Annotated in this window: 16 protein-coding genes; 10 read left to right on the top strand and 6 right to left on the bottom strand. The window is 63.5% G+C overall.

What is annotated here, in order from left to right; all coding sequences use genetic code 11:
* Nucleotides 1-473 precede the first annotated feature (473 nt).
* From GR303_RS22030 to glgX, 3 genes are all read left to right on the top strand, one after another.
* On the top strand, nucleotides 474-1982 hold the full coding sequence (locus GR303_RS22030; RefSeq protein ID WP_161726159.1) for an ATPase domain-containing protein: 1509 nt from the start codon (nucleotides 474-476) through the stop codon (nucleotides 1980-1982).
* Complete coding sequence (locus tag GR303_RS22025) at nucleotides 1930-3105, top strand: sensor histidine kinase (protein WP_161726160.1); 1176 nt, start codon at nucleotides 1930-1932, stop codon at nucleotides 3103-3105. The genes GR303_RS22030 and GR303_RS22025 overlap by 53 nt, the downstream gene beginning before the upstream one ends.
* A gap of 142 nt (nucleotides 3106-3247) precedes the next feature.
* Nucleotides 3248-5437 (top strand): glycogen debranching protein GlgX, encoded by a 2190-nt coding sequence (gene glgX / locus GR303_RS22020; protein WP_161726161.1) that lies wholly within the window; start codon nucleotides 3248-3250, stop codon nucleotides 5435-5437.
* 765 nt (nucleotides 5438-6202) lie between these two features.
* Here glgX and GR303_RS22015 read toward each other — a convergent pair.
* The 6 genes from GR303_RS22015 to GR303_RS21990 form a co-directional block, all read right to left on the bottom strand.
* A complete protein-coding gene (locus GR303_RS22015; RefSeq protein WP_161726162.1) occupies nucleotides 6203-6541 on the bottom strand; it encodes a hypothetical protein in 339 nt (112 codons plus the stop codon).
* Nucleotides 6542-6555: 14 nt separating this feature from the next.
* Entirely contained in the window at nucleotides 6556-6864 is a 309-nt protein-coding gene (locus tag GR303_RS22010; RefSeq protein WP_161726163.1) for a hypothetical protein, read from the bottom strand.
* A gap of 78 nt (nucleotides 6865-6942) precedes the next feature.
* Nucleotides 6943-7404, bottom strand: coding sequence for an Hsp20 family protein (locus GR303_RS22005; protein ID WP_161726164.1), 462 nt, complete (start codon nucleotides 7402-7404; stop codon nucleotides 6943-6945).
* A gap of 120 nt (nucleotides 7405-7524) precedes the next feature.
* Complete coding sequence (locus tag GR303_RS24420) at nucleotides 7525-7950, bottom strand: hypothetical protein (protein ID WP_201752189.1); 426 nt, start codon at nucleotides 7948-7950, stop codon at nucleotides 7525-7527.
* A 379-nt stretch (nucleotides 7951-8329) separates the two neighbouring features.
* Nucleotides 8330-8746, bottom strand: a complete 417-nt coding sequence (gene hpf, locus GR303_RS21995; RefSeq protein WP_161726165.1) for a ribosome hibernation-promoting factor, HPF/YfiA family — start codon at nucleotides 8744-8746, stop codon at nucleotides 8330-8332.
* Between the two features lie 231 nt (nucleotides 8747-8977).
* Nucleotides 8978-9121 carry a hypothetical protein gene (locus tag GR303_RS21990; protein WP_161726166.1) on the bottom strand — a complete coding sequence of 48 codons (144 nt, stop codon included), beginning with the start codon at nucleotides 9119-9121 and terminating at the stop codon, nucleotides 8978-8980.
* Between the two features lie 837 nt (nucleotides 9122-9958).
* Between GR303_RS21990 and GR303_RS21985 the strand changes: the two genes are divergently transcribed.
* The 7 genes from GR303_RS21985 (at nucleotide 9959) to GR303_RS21955 (ending at nucleotide 16240) form a co-directional block, all read left to right on the top strand.
* Nucleotides 9959-10417, top strand: coding sequence for an Hsp20 family protein (locus GR303_RS21985; protein WP_161726167.1), 459 nt, complete (start codon nucleotides 9959-9961; stop codon nucleotides 10415-10417).
* Between the two features lie 132 nt (nucleotides 10418-10549).
* A complete protein-coding gene (locus GR303_RS21980) occupies nucleotides 10550-10915 on the top strand; it encodes an SPW repeat protein (RefSeq protein ID WP_161726168.1) in 366 nt (121 codons plus the stop codon).
* Between the two features lie 106 nt (nucleotides 10916-11021).
* On the top strand, nucleotides 11022-11585 hold the full coding sequence (locus GR303_RS21975; protein ID WP_161726169.1) for a sigma-70 family RNA polymerase sigma factor: 564 nt from the start codon (nucleotides 11022-11024) through the stop codon (nucleotides 11583-11585).
* Nucleotides 11586-11731: 146 nt separating this feature from the next.
* Entirely contained in the window at nucleotides 11732-11959 is a 228-nt protein-coding gene (locus tag GR303_RS21970; protein WP_161726170.1) for a hypothetical protein, read from the top strand.
* 536 nt (nucleotides 11960-12495) lie between these two features.
* Nucleotides 12496-12900 (top strand): SPW repeat domain-containing protein, encoded by a 405-nt coding sequence (locus GR303_RS21965; RefSeq protein ID WP_161726171.1) that lies wholly within the window; start codon nucleotides 12496-12498, stop codon nucleotides 12898-12900.
* Between the two features lie 70 nt (nucleotides 12901-12970).
* The gene (locus GR303_RS21960) at nucleotides 12971-13216 is read left to right on the top strand and encodes a hypothetical protein (protein WP_161726172.1); all 246 of its coding nucleotides are present in this window, start codon (nucleotides 12971-12973) and stop codon (nucleotides 13214-13216) included.
* Between the two features lie 156 nt (nucleotides 13217-13372).
* Nucleotides 13373-16240 (top strand): ATP-dependent Clp protease ATP-binding subunit, encoded by a 2868-nt coding sequence (locus GR303_RS21955; protein ID WP_161726173.1) that lies wholly within the window; start codon nucleotides 13373-13375, stop codon nucleotides 16238-16240.
* The last annotated feature ends 16 nt before the right edge of the window (nucleotides 16241-16256 follow it).

Genomic DNA, 16256 nt, shown 5'->3' with positions numbered 1-16256 from the left:
GACGGCTGGAAGACGCTGACACAAGCGTCAGCCCCGAAGGAGACGATTGACCTCGCCGCCTGACCCAATACGATGTTCATGCCGGAGATCGCGCCACCCGAATTTCAACACAGCTCGCGACGGCACCCGATCCTCGACCGGCACGGCCTGGAGGAGGTTTGCTGCGAATGTTATGGCCTGATCAGGCAGCAGTACGAGCAACATCAGCCGGGGCAACCAACAAGTGGAGTATCCGATTAAACCGCACTGTCGCATCTCTTTCCAAGGCTGAATGGCCCAGCTATGTAAAGTAGTTGACAGACCATTCTCCGAAACTAGCCCACAAAGGAACCTGTCAAGGCATTCTTTACGTCGGGCGAAACGGGAGCGGCTGAGGCTCCGCGCAGTGTAGCTGATTCAAGGGCTGTCGAAGGACAACCGCCAACTAACCCGAGGCCGATCAACGGCGTCGGCCATGAAGGATAAAGGAACCTATGTCCGTCCTTTGCCCGAATGATGCCGCCCCGGTCCCGACCGGTGTGCCCGGCCTCGATGACATTCTGCTCGGCGGGTACGCCTCAAGCCGGGCCCATCTCGTGGAGGGCCGGCCCGGTTCGGGTAAAACAACCCTTGGACTCCAGTTTCTGCTGGATGGAGTCCGGCGACACGAGCGCTGCCTCTACATTACCCTATCGGAGAGCAAACGTGAGCTCCTCTCCGTTGCGGAGCGCCATGGCTGGGCGCTGGACGGCGTCGAGATCTATGAGCTCGTCCCGCCGGAACTGAGCCTTGATCCCAAGCAGCAGCAGAGCCTTCTCTACGCGTCCGACCTCGAACTCGGCGAAACCGTCAACATGGCGCTGGCGGAAGTCGAGCGGGTGAAGCCGCAGCGCCTGGTCTTCGACAGCCTCTCCGAAATCCGCCTGCTGTCGCAAAGCATTCTCCGGTATCGGCGGCAGGTGCTCGCCTTGAAGAACTTCTTCCTGCTACACGACACGACCGCCCTGCTCCTCGACGACCTGACCTCCGAGCAGGACGACCTGAACCTGCACAGCGTCAGCCATGCCGTCATCCGCCTCGACCAGCTGGCTCCCCTCTACGGCTCCGAGCGCCGGCGCCTGCGGGTCATCAAGATGCGGGGCACGGCCTTTCGGGGCGGCTACCATGACTTCGTCATCCGCCGGGGTGGGCTTCAGGCCTTCCCTCGCCTTGTGGCTGCCGATCATCGCCGTGAGTTCCTACAGGAGGCCGCGACCAGCGGCATTGCTGAACTCGACGCTCTCCTCGGCGGTGGTCTGGAGCGGGGCACCAGCACCCTTGTGATCGGTCCTTCCGGCGTCGGTAAGTCCTCGCTGGCCCTCGCCTTCGTGTCCAAGGCGCTCACCCAGAGCGAGCGTGCCCTGATGGTCAGCTTCGATGAGACCGAGCACGTGATTCTGAAACGGGCGGCCAGCATCGGCATGGACATTGCCTCCTTCGTCAAGGCTGGGTCCCTGCAGGTCGAGCAGGTGGATCCGGCGGACCTGTCCCCGGGAGAGTTCGCCGGCAGGGTGCGCAATGCCGTCGAAAACGAGGGTGCCCGGATCGTCGTGATCGACAGCCTCAGCGGCTACCTGAACGCCATGCCGGAGGAGCACTTCATGCTCCTGCAGATGCACGAGCTGCTCACCTACCTGAACCAGCAGGGCGTCATCACGATCCTGATCCTGGCCCAGAGCGGCATGGTCGGGCAGATGGCGTCGCCGCTCGACCTCACCTACCTCAGCGACACGGTGATGCTTCTCCGCTTCTTCGAGGCCGGCGGGCGGATCCACCGTTCTGTCGCCGCCATCAAGAAGCGCACCGGACCCCACGAGAACACCATCCGGGAGCTGTGCATCGGCGAGCGGGGCCTGCGTCTCGGAGAGCCGCTTGAGCAGTTCCGCGGCGTTCTGACCGGCGTTCCCACGCTTGAAGGCGGCGGCAGCTCACTCCTGGCGGCTCGCAGCAGTAGCGGAGAATGATGTGCCGGCTCTGATTCTTGCCCCTCTAGGGCGCGACGCGACCGTCGCAGAGGGGGTCCTCACACAGGCAGGGATCGTCTCCAGGATCTGCCCCGATCTTGAAACGCTTGTCCAGGAACTGGGTCGGGCCGGTTGCGCGGTGATCGCGGAGGAGGCGCTCGCCCACGCCAACGTCACGGCCCTCGCCGAATGGATCGTCCGTCAGCCGCCGTGGTCGGATTTCCCATTCATCCTTTTAACGCTCCGTGGCGGCTCCGCCAGCACCCGCCTGACCGAAGTGCTCGGGAACGTCACCGTGCTCGAGCGGCCCTTCCACCCGTCAATCCTCGTGAACGCGGTCCGGTCGGCCCTGCGCGCAAGGCGACGGCAACGCGAGGCCGAGGCGTACCTGGAGGAGAGGAAGCGCTCGGAAGAGCATCAGGCGCTCCTCATCCGCGAGCTGCATCACCGGGTGAAGAACACCCTCGCCACCGTCCTGGCCCTCCTCCGGGCAACGGCAGGTTCGGCAAAGACGGTCGACGACTTCAAGAAAGTGTTCGCGGACCGCATTCTCGCCCTGTCCAGGACCCACAGCCTCCTGGTCGAATCCTCGTGGAGGACGGCGGCGTTGGCTGACATCCTCCGCAGCGAACTGGCCCCTTTCGCCGGGGAGGGGTCGGAACGCGTCCATTTGATCGGACCCGAGGTCGAGCTGTCCGCCGATCTCGCCGTGCCGGTGGGCATGGCGTTTCACGAGCTCACCACCAACGCCGCGAAATACGGCGCCCTCGCTGTCCCTGAAGGACGCTTGGAGGTGAGGTGGGATATTACTGAAACCAGTGAGGGCCGCGTTCTGACATTTCGCTGGACGGAACGGCAGGGACCTCCAGTTGAGAAACCCAGCCGCACGGGATTTGGATCGAAGTTGATCCAGCAGGTCCTCAAGCACCAATGCAAAGCGGATCTCCGGTTTGATTTCGACCGCGACGGCCTCAGCTTCTTCCTGGAGCTGCCGCTGCCGGCAGCACCTACGAACCCCGCTCCGGAACAGTCTCCGTCGGCCAATCCCGTCTCCTCAGCGCGGCCCTTGTTGGGCCATGCGACGAGAGGGGTGGCACCCGTTGCCGCGCGCTGGGAGCCATGACAAACCCCTCGTCAGGCGAGCCGTCACGTCAGGCGCGGCCGCGGTCCGCTTTTCATGCTGTCCGCCTCCGGCGGCCACAGGGCTCGCCTTTCGCACCGGTGACGTCTAGGCTTCCAGCCTCCGCCCTTTCTCCTGGTGCCCCATGAACCTGCAAGACCGGAGTCCCACCGCCGACCAGCACGAGCCCGCGCCGGCGGCCTCACCGGCGCTCGCACAATCCTCCCTTATTCGCGAAGGCCTGCCGTTTCCGCTTGGGGCCACCTGGGACGGGCTTGGCGTCAATTTCGCCCTGTTCTCCGCCAACGCTACAAAGGTGGAGCTGTGCCTCTTCGACGAGACTGGCAAGCGCGAGCTGGAGCGCATCGAACTTCCGGAGTACACCGAGGAGGTCTGGCACGGCTACCTGCCCGACGCCCGTCCCGGCACCACTTACGGGTACCGCGTGCATGGACCATATGAGCCCGCGGCTGGTCACCGCTTCAACCCAAACAAGCTCCTGCTCGATCCTTACGCAAAGCAGATCGTCGGCGAGCTCACCTGGGATACCGCCCTGTTCGGGTACACTGTCAGCGCGCCTGAGAGGGACCTGTCCTTCGACACCCGCGACAGCGCGCCGTTCATGCCCAAGTGCCGGGTGGTCGACCCGGCCTTCACCTGGGGCAACGAGCGTCGCCCGCGAGTGCCGTGGGACCGCACAATCATCTACGAGGCGCATCTGCGCGGCTACACGATGCGCCATCCCGCGGTTCCGCACAGGCTGCGCGGGACGTTCTCCGGGATGATGCACCGGTCGGTGATCGACCACATCAAACGCCTTGGAGTGACGGCGGTTGAGCTTCTCCCGGTTCACGCCTTCATCGATGAGGCCCATCTGATCGAGAAAGGCCTGCGGAACTACTGGGGCTACAACACCATCGGCATTTTTGCGCCTCATACGCGCTATCTCGGGACCCCCTTCATCACCGAATTCAAGGAGATGGTGGCCCACTTCCATGAGGCCGGCATCGAAGTGATCCTGGACGTAGTCTACAACCATACCGCTGAAGGAAACGAGCTCGGGCCGACGGTGTCGTTCAAGGGCATCGACAATGCGTCCTACTACAGACTTGCGCCAGATCCCCGTTACTACATCAACGACACCGGCACCGGGAACACAGTCAACTTAAGCCATCCGCGCGTCCTGCAGATGGTCACCGACAGTCTTCGGTATTGGGCGCAGGAGATGCACGTCGACGGCTTCCGGTTCGATCTCGCGACCATCCTGGGAAGAGAAGCCTACGGGTTTGATGAGGGTGGCGGCTTTCTCGACTCCTGCCGTCAGGATCCCGTGCTAAGCCAAGTCAAGCTCATCGCGGAGCCATGGGACCTCGGGCCTGGCGGCTACCAGGTTGGCCGCTTTCCGCCGGGCTGGTCGGAGTGGAACGACCGCTACCGCGATACCGTCCGCGCCTACTGGCGCGGCGACGAAGGGCGGCTGCCGGAACTCGCCGCCCGCGTGACGGCCTCCGGGGATCTGTTCAACCGGCGGGGTCGGAAGCCATTCGCTTCGGTTAACTTCGTCACCTCCCATGACGGCTTCACCCTCAACGACCTCGTGTCTTACGAGCACAAACACAACCACGCCAACGGCGAAGACAACCGCGACGGGCACGCACACAACCTTTCCGCCAACTATGGCGTCGAAGGGCCCAGCTTCGATCCCGCCATCCGCGCGCTCCGGTCCCGGCAGATGCGCAACATGCTCGCCACGCTGCTGTTCTCGCAAGGCACGCCGATGCTCCTGGCGGGGGATGAGTTCGCCCGCACGCAATCCGGCAACAACAACGCCTATGCTCAAGACAACGAGATCTCTTGGATCGATTGGGGCGGAATCGGCGAGGACGGACGGGCACTCATTTCATTCACCCGCCGCCTGATCGAGCTGCGCCACACCCTGCCCATGCTGCGTCGCAGCCGGTTTGTGACCGGCGTCTACAACGAACAACTCGGCGTCAAGGACGTGACATGGCTGACTCCGGCGGGAGAGGAAATGGCGCCGGCGCATTGGCAGGACCCGCACGCACGGGCGCTCGGTATCCTCCTCGATGGGCGCGCCCAGCCGACAGGAATCAGAAAACGCGGAGCTGAGGTCACCCTGTTCCTTGTCCTGAACGCATATCATGACAGCGTCCTCTTCACGCTGCCACAGGTCGTCGGGGGTCAGAAGTGGAGATGTTTGACAGACACCAACCAGGTCGATGGTTCCAGTAATGTAGTCCTGCCCGCAGGAGCGCCTTTCGAGGCGCTCGGCCGTACGCTCCTCCTCTTTGAACTGCTGCCCGCGACGCCGTAAAGGCGTCCCGGTCGCCGACTATTCGTGTGGCAGCCGGTGTCGGCCCCCTCGTCCCGGCCACCGGAGAAGCAAAGCAGATATCCTCGCCTTCTGCGGTGCGGCAGCACGAACCAGACGGGATGGCACGACGGATTAGAGCAAGAGCATGAATCTCTCCGGCCATCAGAATACCTGAGAGACCGCTCGGGTCTCCTCCCGGGAACCTCGGTCGCTAAGCGGCAAGGGCATTCTCGTCCCAGCAGCAAGACATAATAGGAGCTGCGGGCGCCGCAGGGTCAGGACTGTGCTCCTTGCTGACGAGCCGCAGCGCCGCCTTAACCTCGTCCAGTCGGGAGGGGTAATCTCCTGACATGCCCTCGGCATCGGCGAGTTCAAGGAGATACTCATCCCAGGCCCAGCGCCCAAGGATCTCTCGCTTGCAGTCGATCGTCAGCAGAGGATGGCGCACGACGTCTTGAGGCGTGTCGAAGACGGATGCCGGGTTGACAAGGGCTTGGTCGAGATCCGGCAGGAGTGGGGAGCGGCCACGCAGCCAAGAAGCCCGTCGCAGGACCCCTGCGGGGTTTGGTGCTTCTACTCGCTGGCCCGGTGGTTGATGGAAGACATCCGCCGGACCTTTCAGATGGACTTTTCTCCCTCTCTCGGGCCAAAGACGCCCTGTGCTTGGAAAGAACGGTGGTAAGCGGGTCTCTCCGACCCTGATCGTCTGCTGCTCCATTGCAGTGCTCCCGATATGTGTCAGTTGGTGAACATTCTCGATTGCATTCACTCGGCCGGGAACCGCTCGAGCCAGAGGCGCAGCCCTAGGGTCGCGGTGAACAGGAAGGCTGCCTCATCCCAAGCAGTCAGGTGCGTGACCAGCGGCCGTTCACCCCGCAAAACCGCGAGGCTCACAGAGGCAATTCCAGCTAGGAACAGCAGCCCGGCGAACACAAACGGCATCAGGCGAACCGGTGCTATAGCCGCAAAGCACAGACAGAACGCCACCGACATGCAGCACCGTTCCAGCACCTCTCGATTGGCTTCCTGCGGACTGCGGCGCCTCTCATGCGGGTCGAGCCAGTCTGGCAGACCCGGCCAGTCGCGTGGGTCGAGCGCGGTCATGTCGCCCTCCCCGCCTAGTGGAGCGTGCCTCTGTCCAGCACCCGCAGGGTGCCGCGGATGTCGTCCAGGAGCACGAGAGCGCTGGGTTGGGGCAGCTTGCGCCAGTTTCGCAGGTTCTCCACCGCGCAGGCATCGGAAGCCCAATCGGCGAGGATCGCCCGCTTCTTGCTGGTATGTAACGCCGTGCGGGTCAGAACCTCCTGGGGGGCTTGGAACGAAAGACGGTGTGCCTCAAGCCGCTCACCGTGCCAGTAGCCTTTCAATCGCAAGGATGGGGGTGACCATTCTTGATTGGTTCGCCGGTCAATGGTTACTCGACCCATCGTGTCCTTCCTCCATCGAGCAAGGGGCTGGGCCGGGCAGCTGACTGGCCCAGCGATCATTCCAGATTGATCGGGTTTCTATGCGGCCTTGTCATGCTTGGCGGTCTTCGGAACGCCGCCGGTCGTGATCTCGATCCGGCGCGGCTTCATCTCCTCCGGCACCTCCCGCACGAGATCAACCGTCAGCAGGCCGTTCTCCAGTCTCGCCTCTTGGACTTTGACGTGGTCCGCCAAGTTGAAGGTCTGCTTGAAGGCGCGGGTGGCGATGCCGCGATGCAGAAATCGTCCGTTCTCCTGCTCAGGGTGCTTCCGTCCGGCCACCAGCAGCGAGTGTTCTTCCTGGGTGATCTCGATATCGTCCGGCGAGAAGCCTGCCACAGCCATAGTGATGCGGTAATGATCGTCACCGAGCTTTTCGAGGTTGTACGGTGGCCAGCTGGGTGCAGCCTCCATGCGAGCGGACTGGTCGATCAGGTCGAAGAGCCGGTCGAAGCCGACTGTCGAGCGGTACAGGGGAGAGAAATCGAGCGCACTCCTCATAGCTACATCCTCCCTTGAGCAATGTAACCACAAGAGCGCCGGACACCCGCCGGCGCCCGATATGCCAAGCTTTTTGGGAGCCTTAGCCACTGTTTATTTAGTGAGAGGTTCTTTTCAATTTCAAGAGTGCTGCGCATACCGCTCGGACGGGCTTCGTGAGCGGGCACGAGCCAAGGGCGCATCATCAGGAGCATTGGACCTCAATGCTGGCAGCGGACTGAATGCCACGAACAGATAGAACCCGTTGAGGTGTGCCCCAATACTGGCCGCTTCGCGGTCGAAACCCAGTGGCATCGGGGCGGTGGCGTCGATCTGACCGGCAAGCTGCCAACCTTCGGATCGGACGAACGCGGGAGCGGGCCGGTGTTCGGGAACGGCGCAGCAGAGCTCCGGTTCATGGCGGTTCCGGAACAGGTCGTAGCGCATACGGGAAGCGTCACGGGACACTAACCCGCTCTGCCGCTCACGATATAGGTTGGCGAGGGTTGGACGGGTTTGGGTCAAAGCCTCATCAGGGACAAAAGTGCGGCGCATCTCGGTATTCATGAATGCTGTCGGTCTCCCTTCTGGTTTTAATCTGAAAAATGGTTTCGCAGGCCACGGCCTATCGAACGATGTAGGCCTGGTCAGGCCTGACCTGTCAATTCCCTGATCCGCTCGATAGTTTCCTTGACCGGAATTCATCCATGTACGAGTCGAGCAGGGTTAGACTTGGCATGCCCTGGATCGATCCGGCGGCCTCTGTGGCAGAAGCGCCGCGGTCTGGTGCAGGATGGCGATGAATCCTCCGGCATCGGCCTTCCTGACAATGTGCCGGTGCCGGACGGGAGCAAACAGCCGGCGTCCGCTCCCGTCCACTCGAACGGGCCTGGTGGGTTTCCGATCGTCAGACTATTCCGCAGCTACCCGATAGGTGCTGCCATGATCAATACGCACCGGCATGCCTGGCGCTCTGGTCGACGCGGCGGCCAGCGAGGTGACGCCGCGTCGAACCCAGCCAGTCCAGATGCTTGTCGAGACGCTGCGCCTTGTCCTCGCGCAGCTCGCGCTTGGCCCGCCGCAGCTGCTTGGCAACCCTCTCAAGCGCCAGCTTGAAGGCAGCATAGATGTCGGAGCTCTTGGCCTCGCCGCTCATCATCTTGAGCGCGCCCATCTGAACGTTGACCGTACACCTATATAGGACACCCTCGCGGGTGAAGTGGACGCTGGCGGTGTTCAGATGCCCGAAGTATTTGCCTGCCATCTGCAGGATCCTCGTCCGGGCGTAGTCGGGGAGAACGTCGCCCAGATCGATGTTCGAGCTTTGCACCAGGATGGTTCGATCGACGCCTTTCAGCTTCATCCGTTCCTCCGTGCAATGAAGGTTGGACGCGTAACAATTCGGATATGCGAAGGCTTCAGCAGCCGTGAAACACCCGGCAATCCATAAAGGAATCACCTCGTTCCCGCGCGTACCTCCTTTAAAGGGCTGATCCAGTTGATGATCCGAGGATCCGCCGGGATGGGGAAGAAGCCCGGGCCTACGTTTCTGCTGTAAGGTGGGGCGCTCGTCCGAGCGCCCCACTACATGGGCCTATTTCTTCGACCCGGATCGATTGCTCGCAGCGGTGGACTGGCCGCTCTGCCCTTCCTTGCGGAACGGCAGCTTGCCGGTCACGCGCTTGAGCGCATCCGAGATATCGTATTTCAGCCTGTTGGTGATTTCCGACATGGTCATGGCGAAACCTCACGAGGTTCAGCACACTCTCCGTGCCATCCTGGTAACGCGGTACTTCATCGGCAGTTTCCAGGATGCACTTCGGACCAGTGCACTGGGGGCTAACAGAACAGCCAGTGATTATCGGACTTTCCGGTGACGCCAAGGCCCGAGGCCTCTGGGTCGAGGTTGGACCCTCCCGCTGCCTCTCCGAGGGAAAACCTCGTCTACCGCTGGCCGAACAACGAACGCGGCAGTCACCCGGTTGTACCCTCTCTTCCCGTCAGCGTTCATCTCACGATCAGGGAAGATCTTCAGCGGACGGGATTGTCGTCCGAGGTGGTGCGGATTGTGGCCTGTGTCTGGGGGTGAGTTTCACGGCAAGCGACCACCTTAACGGATGGAAAACGGCTCCGCCGTTCGTCCGAGCATGACCCCTTCCTAGCCTGAGCCGGGCTCTCCATCACCCCGCAGACCACCTCGGGGAGGTTTCGGCGGCTTCTGGACCGTAGCCTGAGGGACGGGTTCTGTGGACTGATCGCGACGCCTGCGGAGGTGCTAAAGGCTCCGGCATAGCCCCGAACATTCAGGACCGTCACTCGAGTCGGTGCTCTCCTCCGGTCCCATCCGCCTGGCCGTTTCCGACGGAAACCCGGCCGCCGGCTATCTCTTCCCGACCAGGCACGACGCGCCCCGCGAACCAGGGCATGCCAGGGTTCTGCCCGGCAGTTCGCGCCTCTTGAAAACTCCCGAGGATCACCTAAATCCAAGATTGTCAAGGCTTATCAATGGCTTGGCGCGGGCGCCGGCGGGTGTCCGGCGCTCTCGGACCCATGTTGCTCAATGGAGGATATGGCGATGAGAACGGCTTTCGATTTCTCCCCCCTGTACCGCTCCACGGTCGGTTTCGACCGGCTCTTTGACATACTCGATCAAACCCCGCAGGTTGAGACGACGACCAGCTGGCCGCCCTACAACATTGAGAAGGTCGACACTGACCACTACCGCATCGTGATGGCGGTGGCTGGCTTCTCGCCGGACGAGATCGAGCTCGTCCAGCAGGATACCACGCTGATCGTCTCCGGACAGAAGCATCCCGAGGACAAGCCGGTCCAAATCCTGCACCGGGGCATTCCGGCCCGCACGTTCAAGCAGAGCTTCAACCTGGCCGATTACGTCCAGGTCAAGGCAGCGAAGCTGGAGAATGGGTTGTTGACGCTTGATCTCGTGCGCGAGGTTCCCGAGGAGATGCGGCCGAAGCGCATCCGGGTTGCCCGCGGCAACGGCTCGAAAATAATCGAGCACGAGAAGGCTTAAAGATCGGCGGTGCCAACGACGCCATGACGGCGTCAGACCGATTTCGCCAGGCGAGGGCTCCGGCCTCGCCCGGCGCACAGCGCCTGCACGGCACGATGCATGAACCTTCGCTTCGAGAAAGGGAGGTTGGCGATGATTGGGCTGAAACACAGGAGTGAGCTGACTGCAACGAACATCCTCAATAGCATCCTGGCGGTGTTCCTGTTCTTCTCACCGTGGCTCGTCGGCTTCCGTGACGTCCAGGTTGCGACCTGGAACGCGGGGTTGTGCGGCCTGGCGGTCGGCCTGATGGCTGCGCTCGCGATCACTGAGCTGCAGGAATGGGAGGAATGGGTCAATGCCGCCCTCGGGCTCTGGACCGCTGCGGCCCCCTGGGCCCTCGGCTTTGCCGGCGTCACGACGGCCATGTGGACCCATGTGCTCGTCGGGCTGGCCGTCGCGGTCCTAGCGGCTGTTGGGCTGTGGCTGATCCACGCTTCCGCGATACGAGCCTCCTAAGCGTCCGCGGCACCGAAGGGCCATCAGCTAGGCGCTGATGGCCAGGGCCTAGCCGAGGACGGCTCCTGTCGGAAACAGACAGGTGCCGAGGCTGAGGAGATGTCCGATGAAGGCGAACGCTCAGTTCAGCACGCTCATCCTGGCGGCCCTGCCCGAGCTTCGCGCCTTTGCCCTATCGCTCACCCGTGATGCGCCCCGGGCCGATGATCTCGTGCAGGAGACGATCCTGCGCGCTTGGTCGCATGCCGAGCAGTTTGAGATGGGGTCCAATCTCAAAGCGTGGCTCTTCACCATCCTGCGCAACCTGTTCTACTCCGAACAGCGGCGGCGCCAGCGCGAGGTGGACGACCCGGAAGGTAAGCGGGCGGCCGGACTGATGATCTGTCCCGAACAGCAGTCGCATCTCGAATTTGAGGATTTCTGGCACGCGCTCGGAAACCTCGCCCCGCTGCATCGCGAGGCCTTGATCTTGGTGGGCGCTCAGGGGCTTTCCTACGAGGAGGCGGCGGCCGTGTGTGGCGTCGCCATCGGAACCATCAAGAGCCGGGTCAACCGGGCTCGAACTCACCTGATGACTTTGCTGCAGATCGAAGCTGGCCACGAGTTCGGTCCGGACGACATCCTCAAGGCTGTGATCGGCCTCGACCGACCTGACGCCGGGAACGATTAGCTGGGGCGCTACAGGCGGAGTCACACTTCAGGCCGGGCGGCTTCCGATGCAAGATCTGGGCCATCGCGCCGGCAGGCTGTATAACTCTCTCGCGACTGCATCCGGTTGTCGGATGACCCGTCTGACATCTTGCTGGAGGTTTGTGCATGAAGAAGGCCCGTGCAATTTATAGCAGTCCGAACGGCGACCGCTGGTATCTTATCCGCGACACCTCAGGGGAAATCTTTATCCGGCATGAGGCCAACGTGGCCTCCGGAGGTCACGTGGCGCACATTGATCTCGGGACGTTTCTCAGCTCCGGAACGGGGCCCGAGCACCAAGAATTGCTCCGACTGATCGGAACTTTGGTCGAGGAGCATCCCGTTCGCTCGTGATGCGCACTGGGAGCGAGCTGCCTTGAGTCAAGCGCCGACTCCGAAGGGGCGGAAATGACCGCTCCCGCGCCCGGTGCCGCGGGCCCGGACGTGCTGACAGTGCTCAACGCGCATGGGAGGATCCCGTCCTCCGCTCTCCTGAGAGACAGCGGACATGTACCGAGGCGATCGCGGAAGTGGTCCAGATGACCTGCACTGCCGGTGACCTCCTCTAAGGTAAAAAATTCCACGCGAAGGATTGAAGGCGGATCCAATTGGCCGTTGATGCCGCCGGCAGGCGTAAAGATGCAGCTCCTGATCGCGGAAACGCTGATGTTTGAGCAACCACCGTCCCGTGAAAGGCTTCTGGAAGGCGGCACTGGCGGATCGGGAGGACTGCGCGGCGGCCGTCTCACCACCCGTTGAACGCGGCCTCTGGACACCTGCCGCCGGTGATCCCATCTGCACACGTGTGCAGGCGGAGCCTGTGCCATCCAGATGCAGATACTTGGTGTTCGAACTCGCGTAGCACTGACTTCGAAGACGGAGGTGATACGATGAACTTCAGTCCCAGGATCTATGAACGCGAAACCGTTGATCGGTACCGCACTCCGCAGCAGTGGACTATAGCCGAGACCGTTAACGCGGCGATGGCCCTCATGCTGGTCGCGTCACCGTGGACGTTCCGTTATGCGGATGCATCAGCTGCGGCTTGGAGCGCGGTTCTCATCGGGCTTCTGCTCGGGGCGACCACGCTCGCGCGAACCATCGAGGCGCGGGATTGGCAGGGCTGGGCGACCTTGGCCTTGGGTACTTGCGCATTGCTCGCCCCCTGGTTGCTCGGGTTCGGCGAGATCAAGAATGCGGCCGGCATGCACATCACGGCGGGCTTGGCCGTGGTGACGATGACGCTGATCACCCTGTGGGTCAACTACCTCGACCAGTCGCCTACCCCTGCCTGAGCCAGGGCCTTCAAGATCAGGTCACCGCGTGAGCCGCGGACCCACACCTTAGAGACGGAGGCGTGGACCCATGAGCTTTAGCGTGATCGCCTGCGAGATCCTCGACCTGTTCCGTCAGTCTCATCGGCTGCCCGGCGCCCGCATGACCATCGCCGAGATTGACGAGCGGCTCGGCACCGATCCCGCGGTCGCCGTGGCCATTAGGGAGCTCATCAATGCCGGTTACCTTGTGGCCCCGGACGCGTCGACGGTCAAGCTGACGGCTAGGGGCTTCGATGCGATCCACGGCGGCAACTGCCGTTTGCTGGCAGGCTGACAAGCTGACTGCCAGCCAGGCGGCCGCAACGTGCCGCCCTTCGGAACCACTGTCACCCGTCCGTTCCCGAGGGCTTTCTCGTCAGCCAAGCTGAAACTACCTCGATCAGCAACGCGTATCCTTTGGGCACGAAAATGTGATCCGGGAGCAGTAGCCATGGCGAATGGACTCTGTGACGTATGTGGGGTGCGGCCTGCGACGGTTCGGGCACAGGTGGTGAGCAACGGCCAGCGCCAAAGCATGGAGTTGTGCGACGTCGATTACCGGCGCCTCGCCCGCCAGCAGCGGTCAAGCTCGCCACTCGAGTCCCTCTTCGGCCGGCACGGTGGCCTGTTCGACGAGTTTTTCGGCGGCGACTTCTTCGGCGAGAGTCCGCTCACGAGCGCCAGGGACGGTACGGATGAGGTTCCCAAAACGGGAGATGGTGGCACCCCCATTCCGGTGCGGTCAGGGCGTGGACGCGCCCGCGGCCGGGGCGCGGCGGCGAGCGTCTCGGACCGCCTGAGCGAGCATGCGGAGCAGATCCTCCAAGCCGCCGCCCGTCGGGCGGGCGACTTCGGCCGCAAGGAGGTCGACACCGAGCACCTCCTCCTGGCGCTCACCGAAAGCGATGTCGTCCGGACCATCCTTGACCAGTTCAAGGTGTCCCTTGACGACCTGCGCAACCAGATCGTGCAGGAAAGCCGGCGGGGCGACTTCAATCCGGAGGAAGGCGGCGAGATCGGTGTCTCGCCGCGCGTGAAGGACGCGCTCTCCCGTGCGTTTTCCGTCTCGGGCGAGTTCGGGCACTCCTATGTCGGGCCCGAGCACCTGCTCATCGGCCTTGCCGAGGAGGGCGAAGGCATCGCGGCCGACGTGCTGCGCCGCTATGGGCTCACGCCCCAGGCGATCCGCCAGCAGGTCACCAAGGTGGTGGGCCGCGGCGCCGAGGAAGGCCGCGTCGACACACCGACCAACACACCCAACCTCGACAAATATGCCCGCGATCTCACCAAGCTCGCACGCGAGGGCAAGCTTGATCCGGTGATCGGGCGCGCCCGCGAGATCGAGACCACCATCGAGGTGCTGGCCCGGCGCAAGAAGAACAACCCGGTGCTCATCGGCGAGCCGGGCGTTGGCAAGACCGCCATCGTCGAGGGCCTCGCCCAGCGCATGGTGGCCGGCGAGGTGCCCGAGGCGTTGCGCAACAAGCGCCTGGTCGAGCTGTCGATCAACTCGATGGTGGCCGGCTCCAAGTATCGCGGCGAGTTCGAAGAGCGTGTGCAGCAGATCCTGAAGGAGGTCACCGAGCGCGAGGACGAGCTGATCCTGTTCATTGACGAGATCCACACCATCGTAGGTGCGGGCCAGGGGGGCGGCGAAGGTGGGCTCGACATCGCCAACGTGTTCAAGCCGGCCCTCGCGCGCGGGGAGCTCAACCTGATCGGCGCGACCACGCTGAACGAGTACCAGAAGCACATCGAGAAGGACGCGGCCCTGGAGCGCCGCTTCCAGCCGGTCTTCGTGCCCGAGCCAACGGTTTCTCAGACCATCATGATCCTGCGCGGCCTGCGCGACACCCTGGAGGCGCACCACAAGGTGACTATTACCGACGAGGCGATCATTGCGGCCGCGGAATTGTCCGACCGATACATCACCGGCCGCTTCCTGCCCGACAAGGCCATCGACCTGATCGATCAGGCGGCGGCGCGGGTAAAGATCTCCACGACGGCGCGGCCGGTCGAAGTGCAGGAACTGGAGGCGGAGGTTCGCCAGCTCAAGCGCGAGCAGGACTACGCTGCCTCGCGCAAGCAGTTCGACCGCGCGTCCCAGATCCAGGCCGAGCACGATGCTCGCAACAAGGAGCTGCAGGAGGCGACCGAACGCTGGCGGCGCGAGCGCGGCTCGGCCTCGGCGGAAGTTCGCACAGAGCACATCGCGCAGGTGGTGTCCAAGCTCACAGGCGTGCCGGTCAACGAGCTCACCACCGAGGAGCGCCAGCGCCTGGTAAGGATGGAGGAGCGCCTGCACCAGCGGGTGATCGGCCAGGAAGAGGCCGTGAAGGCGGTGAGCGACGCCGTGCGCCTCGCCCGGGCCGGCCTGCGCGAAGGGCGCCGCCCCATCGCGACCTTCCTGTTCCTCGGCCCTACCGGCGTTGGCAAGACCGAGCTGGCCAAGGCGCTTGCCGAGACCGTGTTCGGCGAGGAGGACGCCATGATCCGCCTCGACATGTCGGAGTACATGGAGCGGCATGCGGTGGCCCGCCTGATCGGCGCGCCTCCCGGCTACGTCGGCTATGAGGAAGGCGGACAGCTCACCGAGCGCGTGCGCCGGCGCCCCTACTCCGTGGTGCTGCTGGACGAGATCGAGAAGGCTCACCCGGATGTCTACAACGTGCTGCTGCAGGTCTTCGACGACGGTCGTCTCACCGACGGCAAGGGGCGTGTGGTCGACTTCACCAACACGATCCTGATCGCCACATCGAACCTAGGATCCGACATCATCCAGCGCCACATCAATGTGCGCGGCACGGCCGAGGACGATCAGGCCCGCCTCAAGCGCGAGCTGATGGACGTGCTGCGCAGCCATTTCCGGCCGGAGTTCATCAACCGTATCGATGAGATCATCGTCTTCCATGCCCTTGCCCGTGACCAGATCCGCTCCATCGTGGAGCTGCAGCTGGAACGGGTGAAGCGCACAGCGCATGGCCAGGGAGTCGAGCTCGTCATCGACGGCAGCCTCGTCGACCACTTGGCCGCGGCGGGATTCCGACCGGAGTTCGGCGCCCGCGAGCTGCGGCGCCTGATCCGCTCGGAGCTGGAAACCCAGCTCGCCCGCGCCATGCTGGCGAACGAGATCCATGAGGGCGACCGTGTGATTGCGCGTTGGGACAGCCACGAGAAGAAGGTCATGCTGGAGCCCCAGCCGAAGGCGGAAGGTGGGTCACAGGCCGCCGGTGCGGCAGGCGACCATCGCAACGCGGTCGAGCTTGACCGGGAGGCCCAGCGTGGATCGGGCGACAAAGGCCAGACGGCTGCCGAGTGACCCGTGGCTGCAGATG

This window comes from Microvirga arsenatis (assembly GCF_009910705.1).
GTDB lineage: Bacteria > Pseudomonadota > Alphaproteobacteria > Rhizobiales > Beijerinckiaceae > Microvirga > Microvirga arsenatis.
The sequence above is the reverse complement of the archived record's forward strand: the minus strand, read 5'-3'. Positions and strand labels throughout refer to the sequence as shown.

Excerpts from the sequence above, each read along its gene's own strand:
- GR303_RS22005 (WP_161726164.1), bottom strand. The coding sequence starts at position 7,404 with ATGAGGAGTGCGCTCGATTTCTCTCCCCTGTACCGCTCGACAGTCGGC.
- GR303_RS22015 (WP_161726162.1), bottom strand. The coding sequence starts at position 6,541 with ATGACCGCGCTCGACCCACGCGACTGGCCGGGTCTGCCAGACTGGCTC.
- GR303_RS21955 (WP_161726173.1), top strand. The coding sequence starts at position 13,373 with ATGGCGAATGGACTCTGTGACGTATGTGGGGTGCGGCCTGCGACGGTT.
- GR303_RS24420 (WP_201752189.1), bottom strand. The coding sequence starts at position 7,950 with ATGAATACCGAGATGCGCCGCACTTTTGTCCCTGATGAGGCTTTGACC.
- GR303_RS21980 (WP_161726168.1), top strand. The coding sequence starts at position 10,550 with ATGATTGGGCTGAAACACAGGAGTGAGCTGACTGCAACGAACATCCTC.
- GR303_RS21970 (WP_161726170.1), top strand. The coding sequence starts at position 11,732 with ATGAAGAAGGCCCGTGCAATTTATAGCAGTCCGAACGGCGACCGCTGG.
- GR303_RS22010 (WP_161726163.1), bottom strand. The coding sequence starts at position 6,864 with ATGGGTCGAGTAACCATTGACCGGCGAACCAATCAAGAATGGTCACCC.
- GR303_RS22030 (WP_161726159.1), top strand. The coding sequence starts at position 474 with ATGTCCGTCCTTTGCCCGAATGATGCCGCCCCGGTCCCGACCGGTGTG.
- GR303_RS21990 (WP_161726166.1), bottom strand. The coding sequence starts at position 9,121 with ATGACCATGTCGGAAATCACCAACAGGCTGAAATACGATATCTCGGAT.
- hpf (WP_161726165.1), bottom strand. The coding sequence starts at position 8,746 with ATGAAGCTGAAAGGCGTCGATCGAACCATCCTGGTGCAAAGCTCGAAC.
- glgX (WP_161726161.1), top strand. The coding sequence starts at position 3,248 with ATGAACCTGCAAGACCGGAGTCCCACCGCCGACCAGCACGAGCCCGCG.
- GR303_RS21965 (WP_161726171.1), top strand. The coding sequence starts at position 12,496 with ATGAACTTCAGTCCCAGGATCTATGAACGCGAAACCGTTGATCGGTAC.
- GR303_RS21960 (WP_161726172.1), top strand. The coding sequence starts at position 12,971 with ATGAGCTTTAGCGTGATCGCCTGCGAGATCCTCGACCTGTTCCGTCAG.
- GR303_RS21975 (WP_161726169.1), top strand. The coding sequence starts at position 11,022 with ATGAAGGCGAACGCTCAGTTCAGCACGCTCATCCTGGCGGCCCTGCCC.
- GR303_RS21985 (WP_161726167.1), top strand. The coding sequence starts at position 9,959 with ATGAGAACGGCTTTCGATTTCTCCCCCCTGTACCGCTCCACGGTCGGT.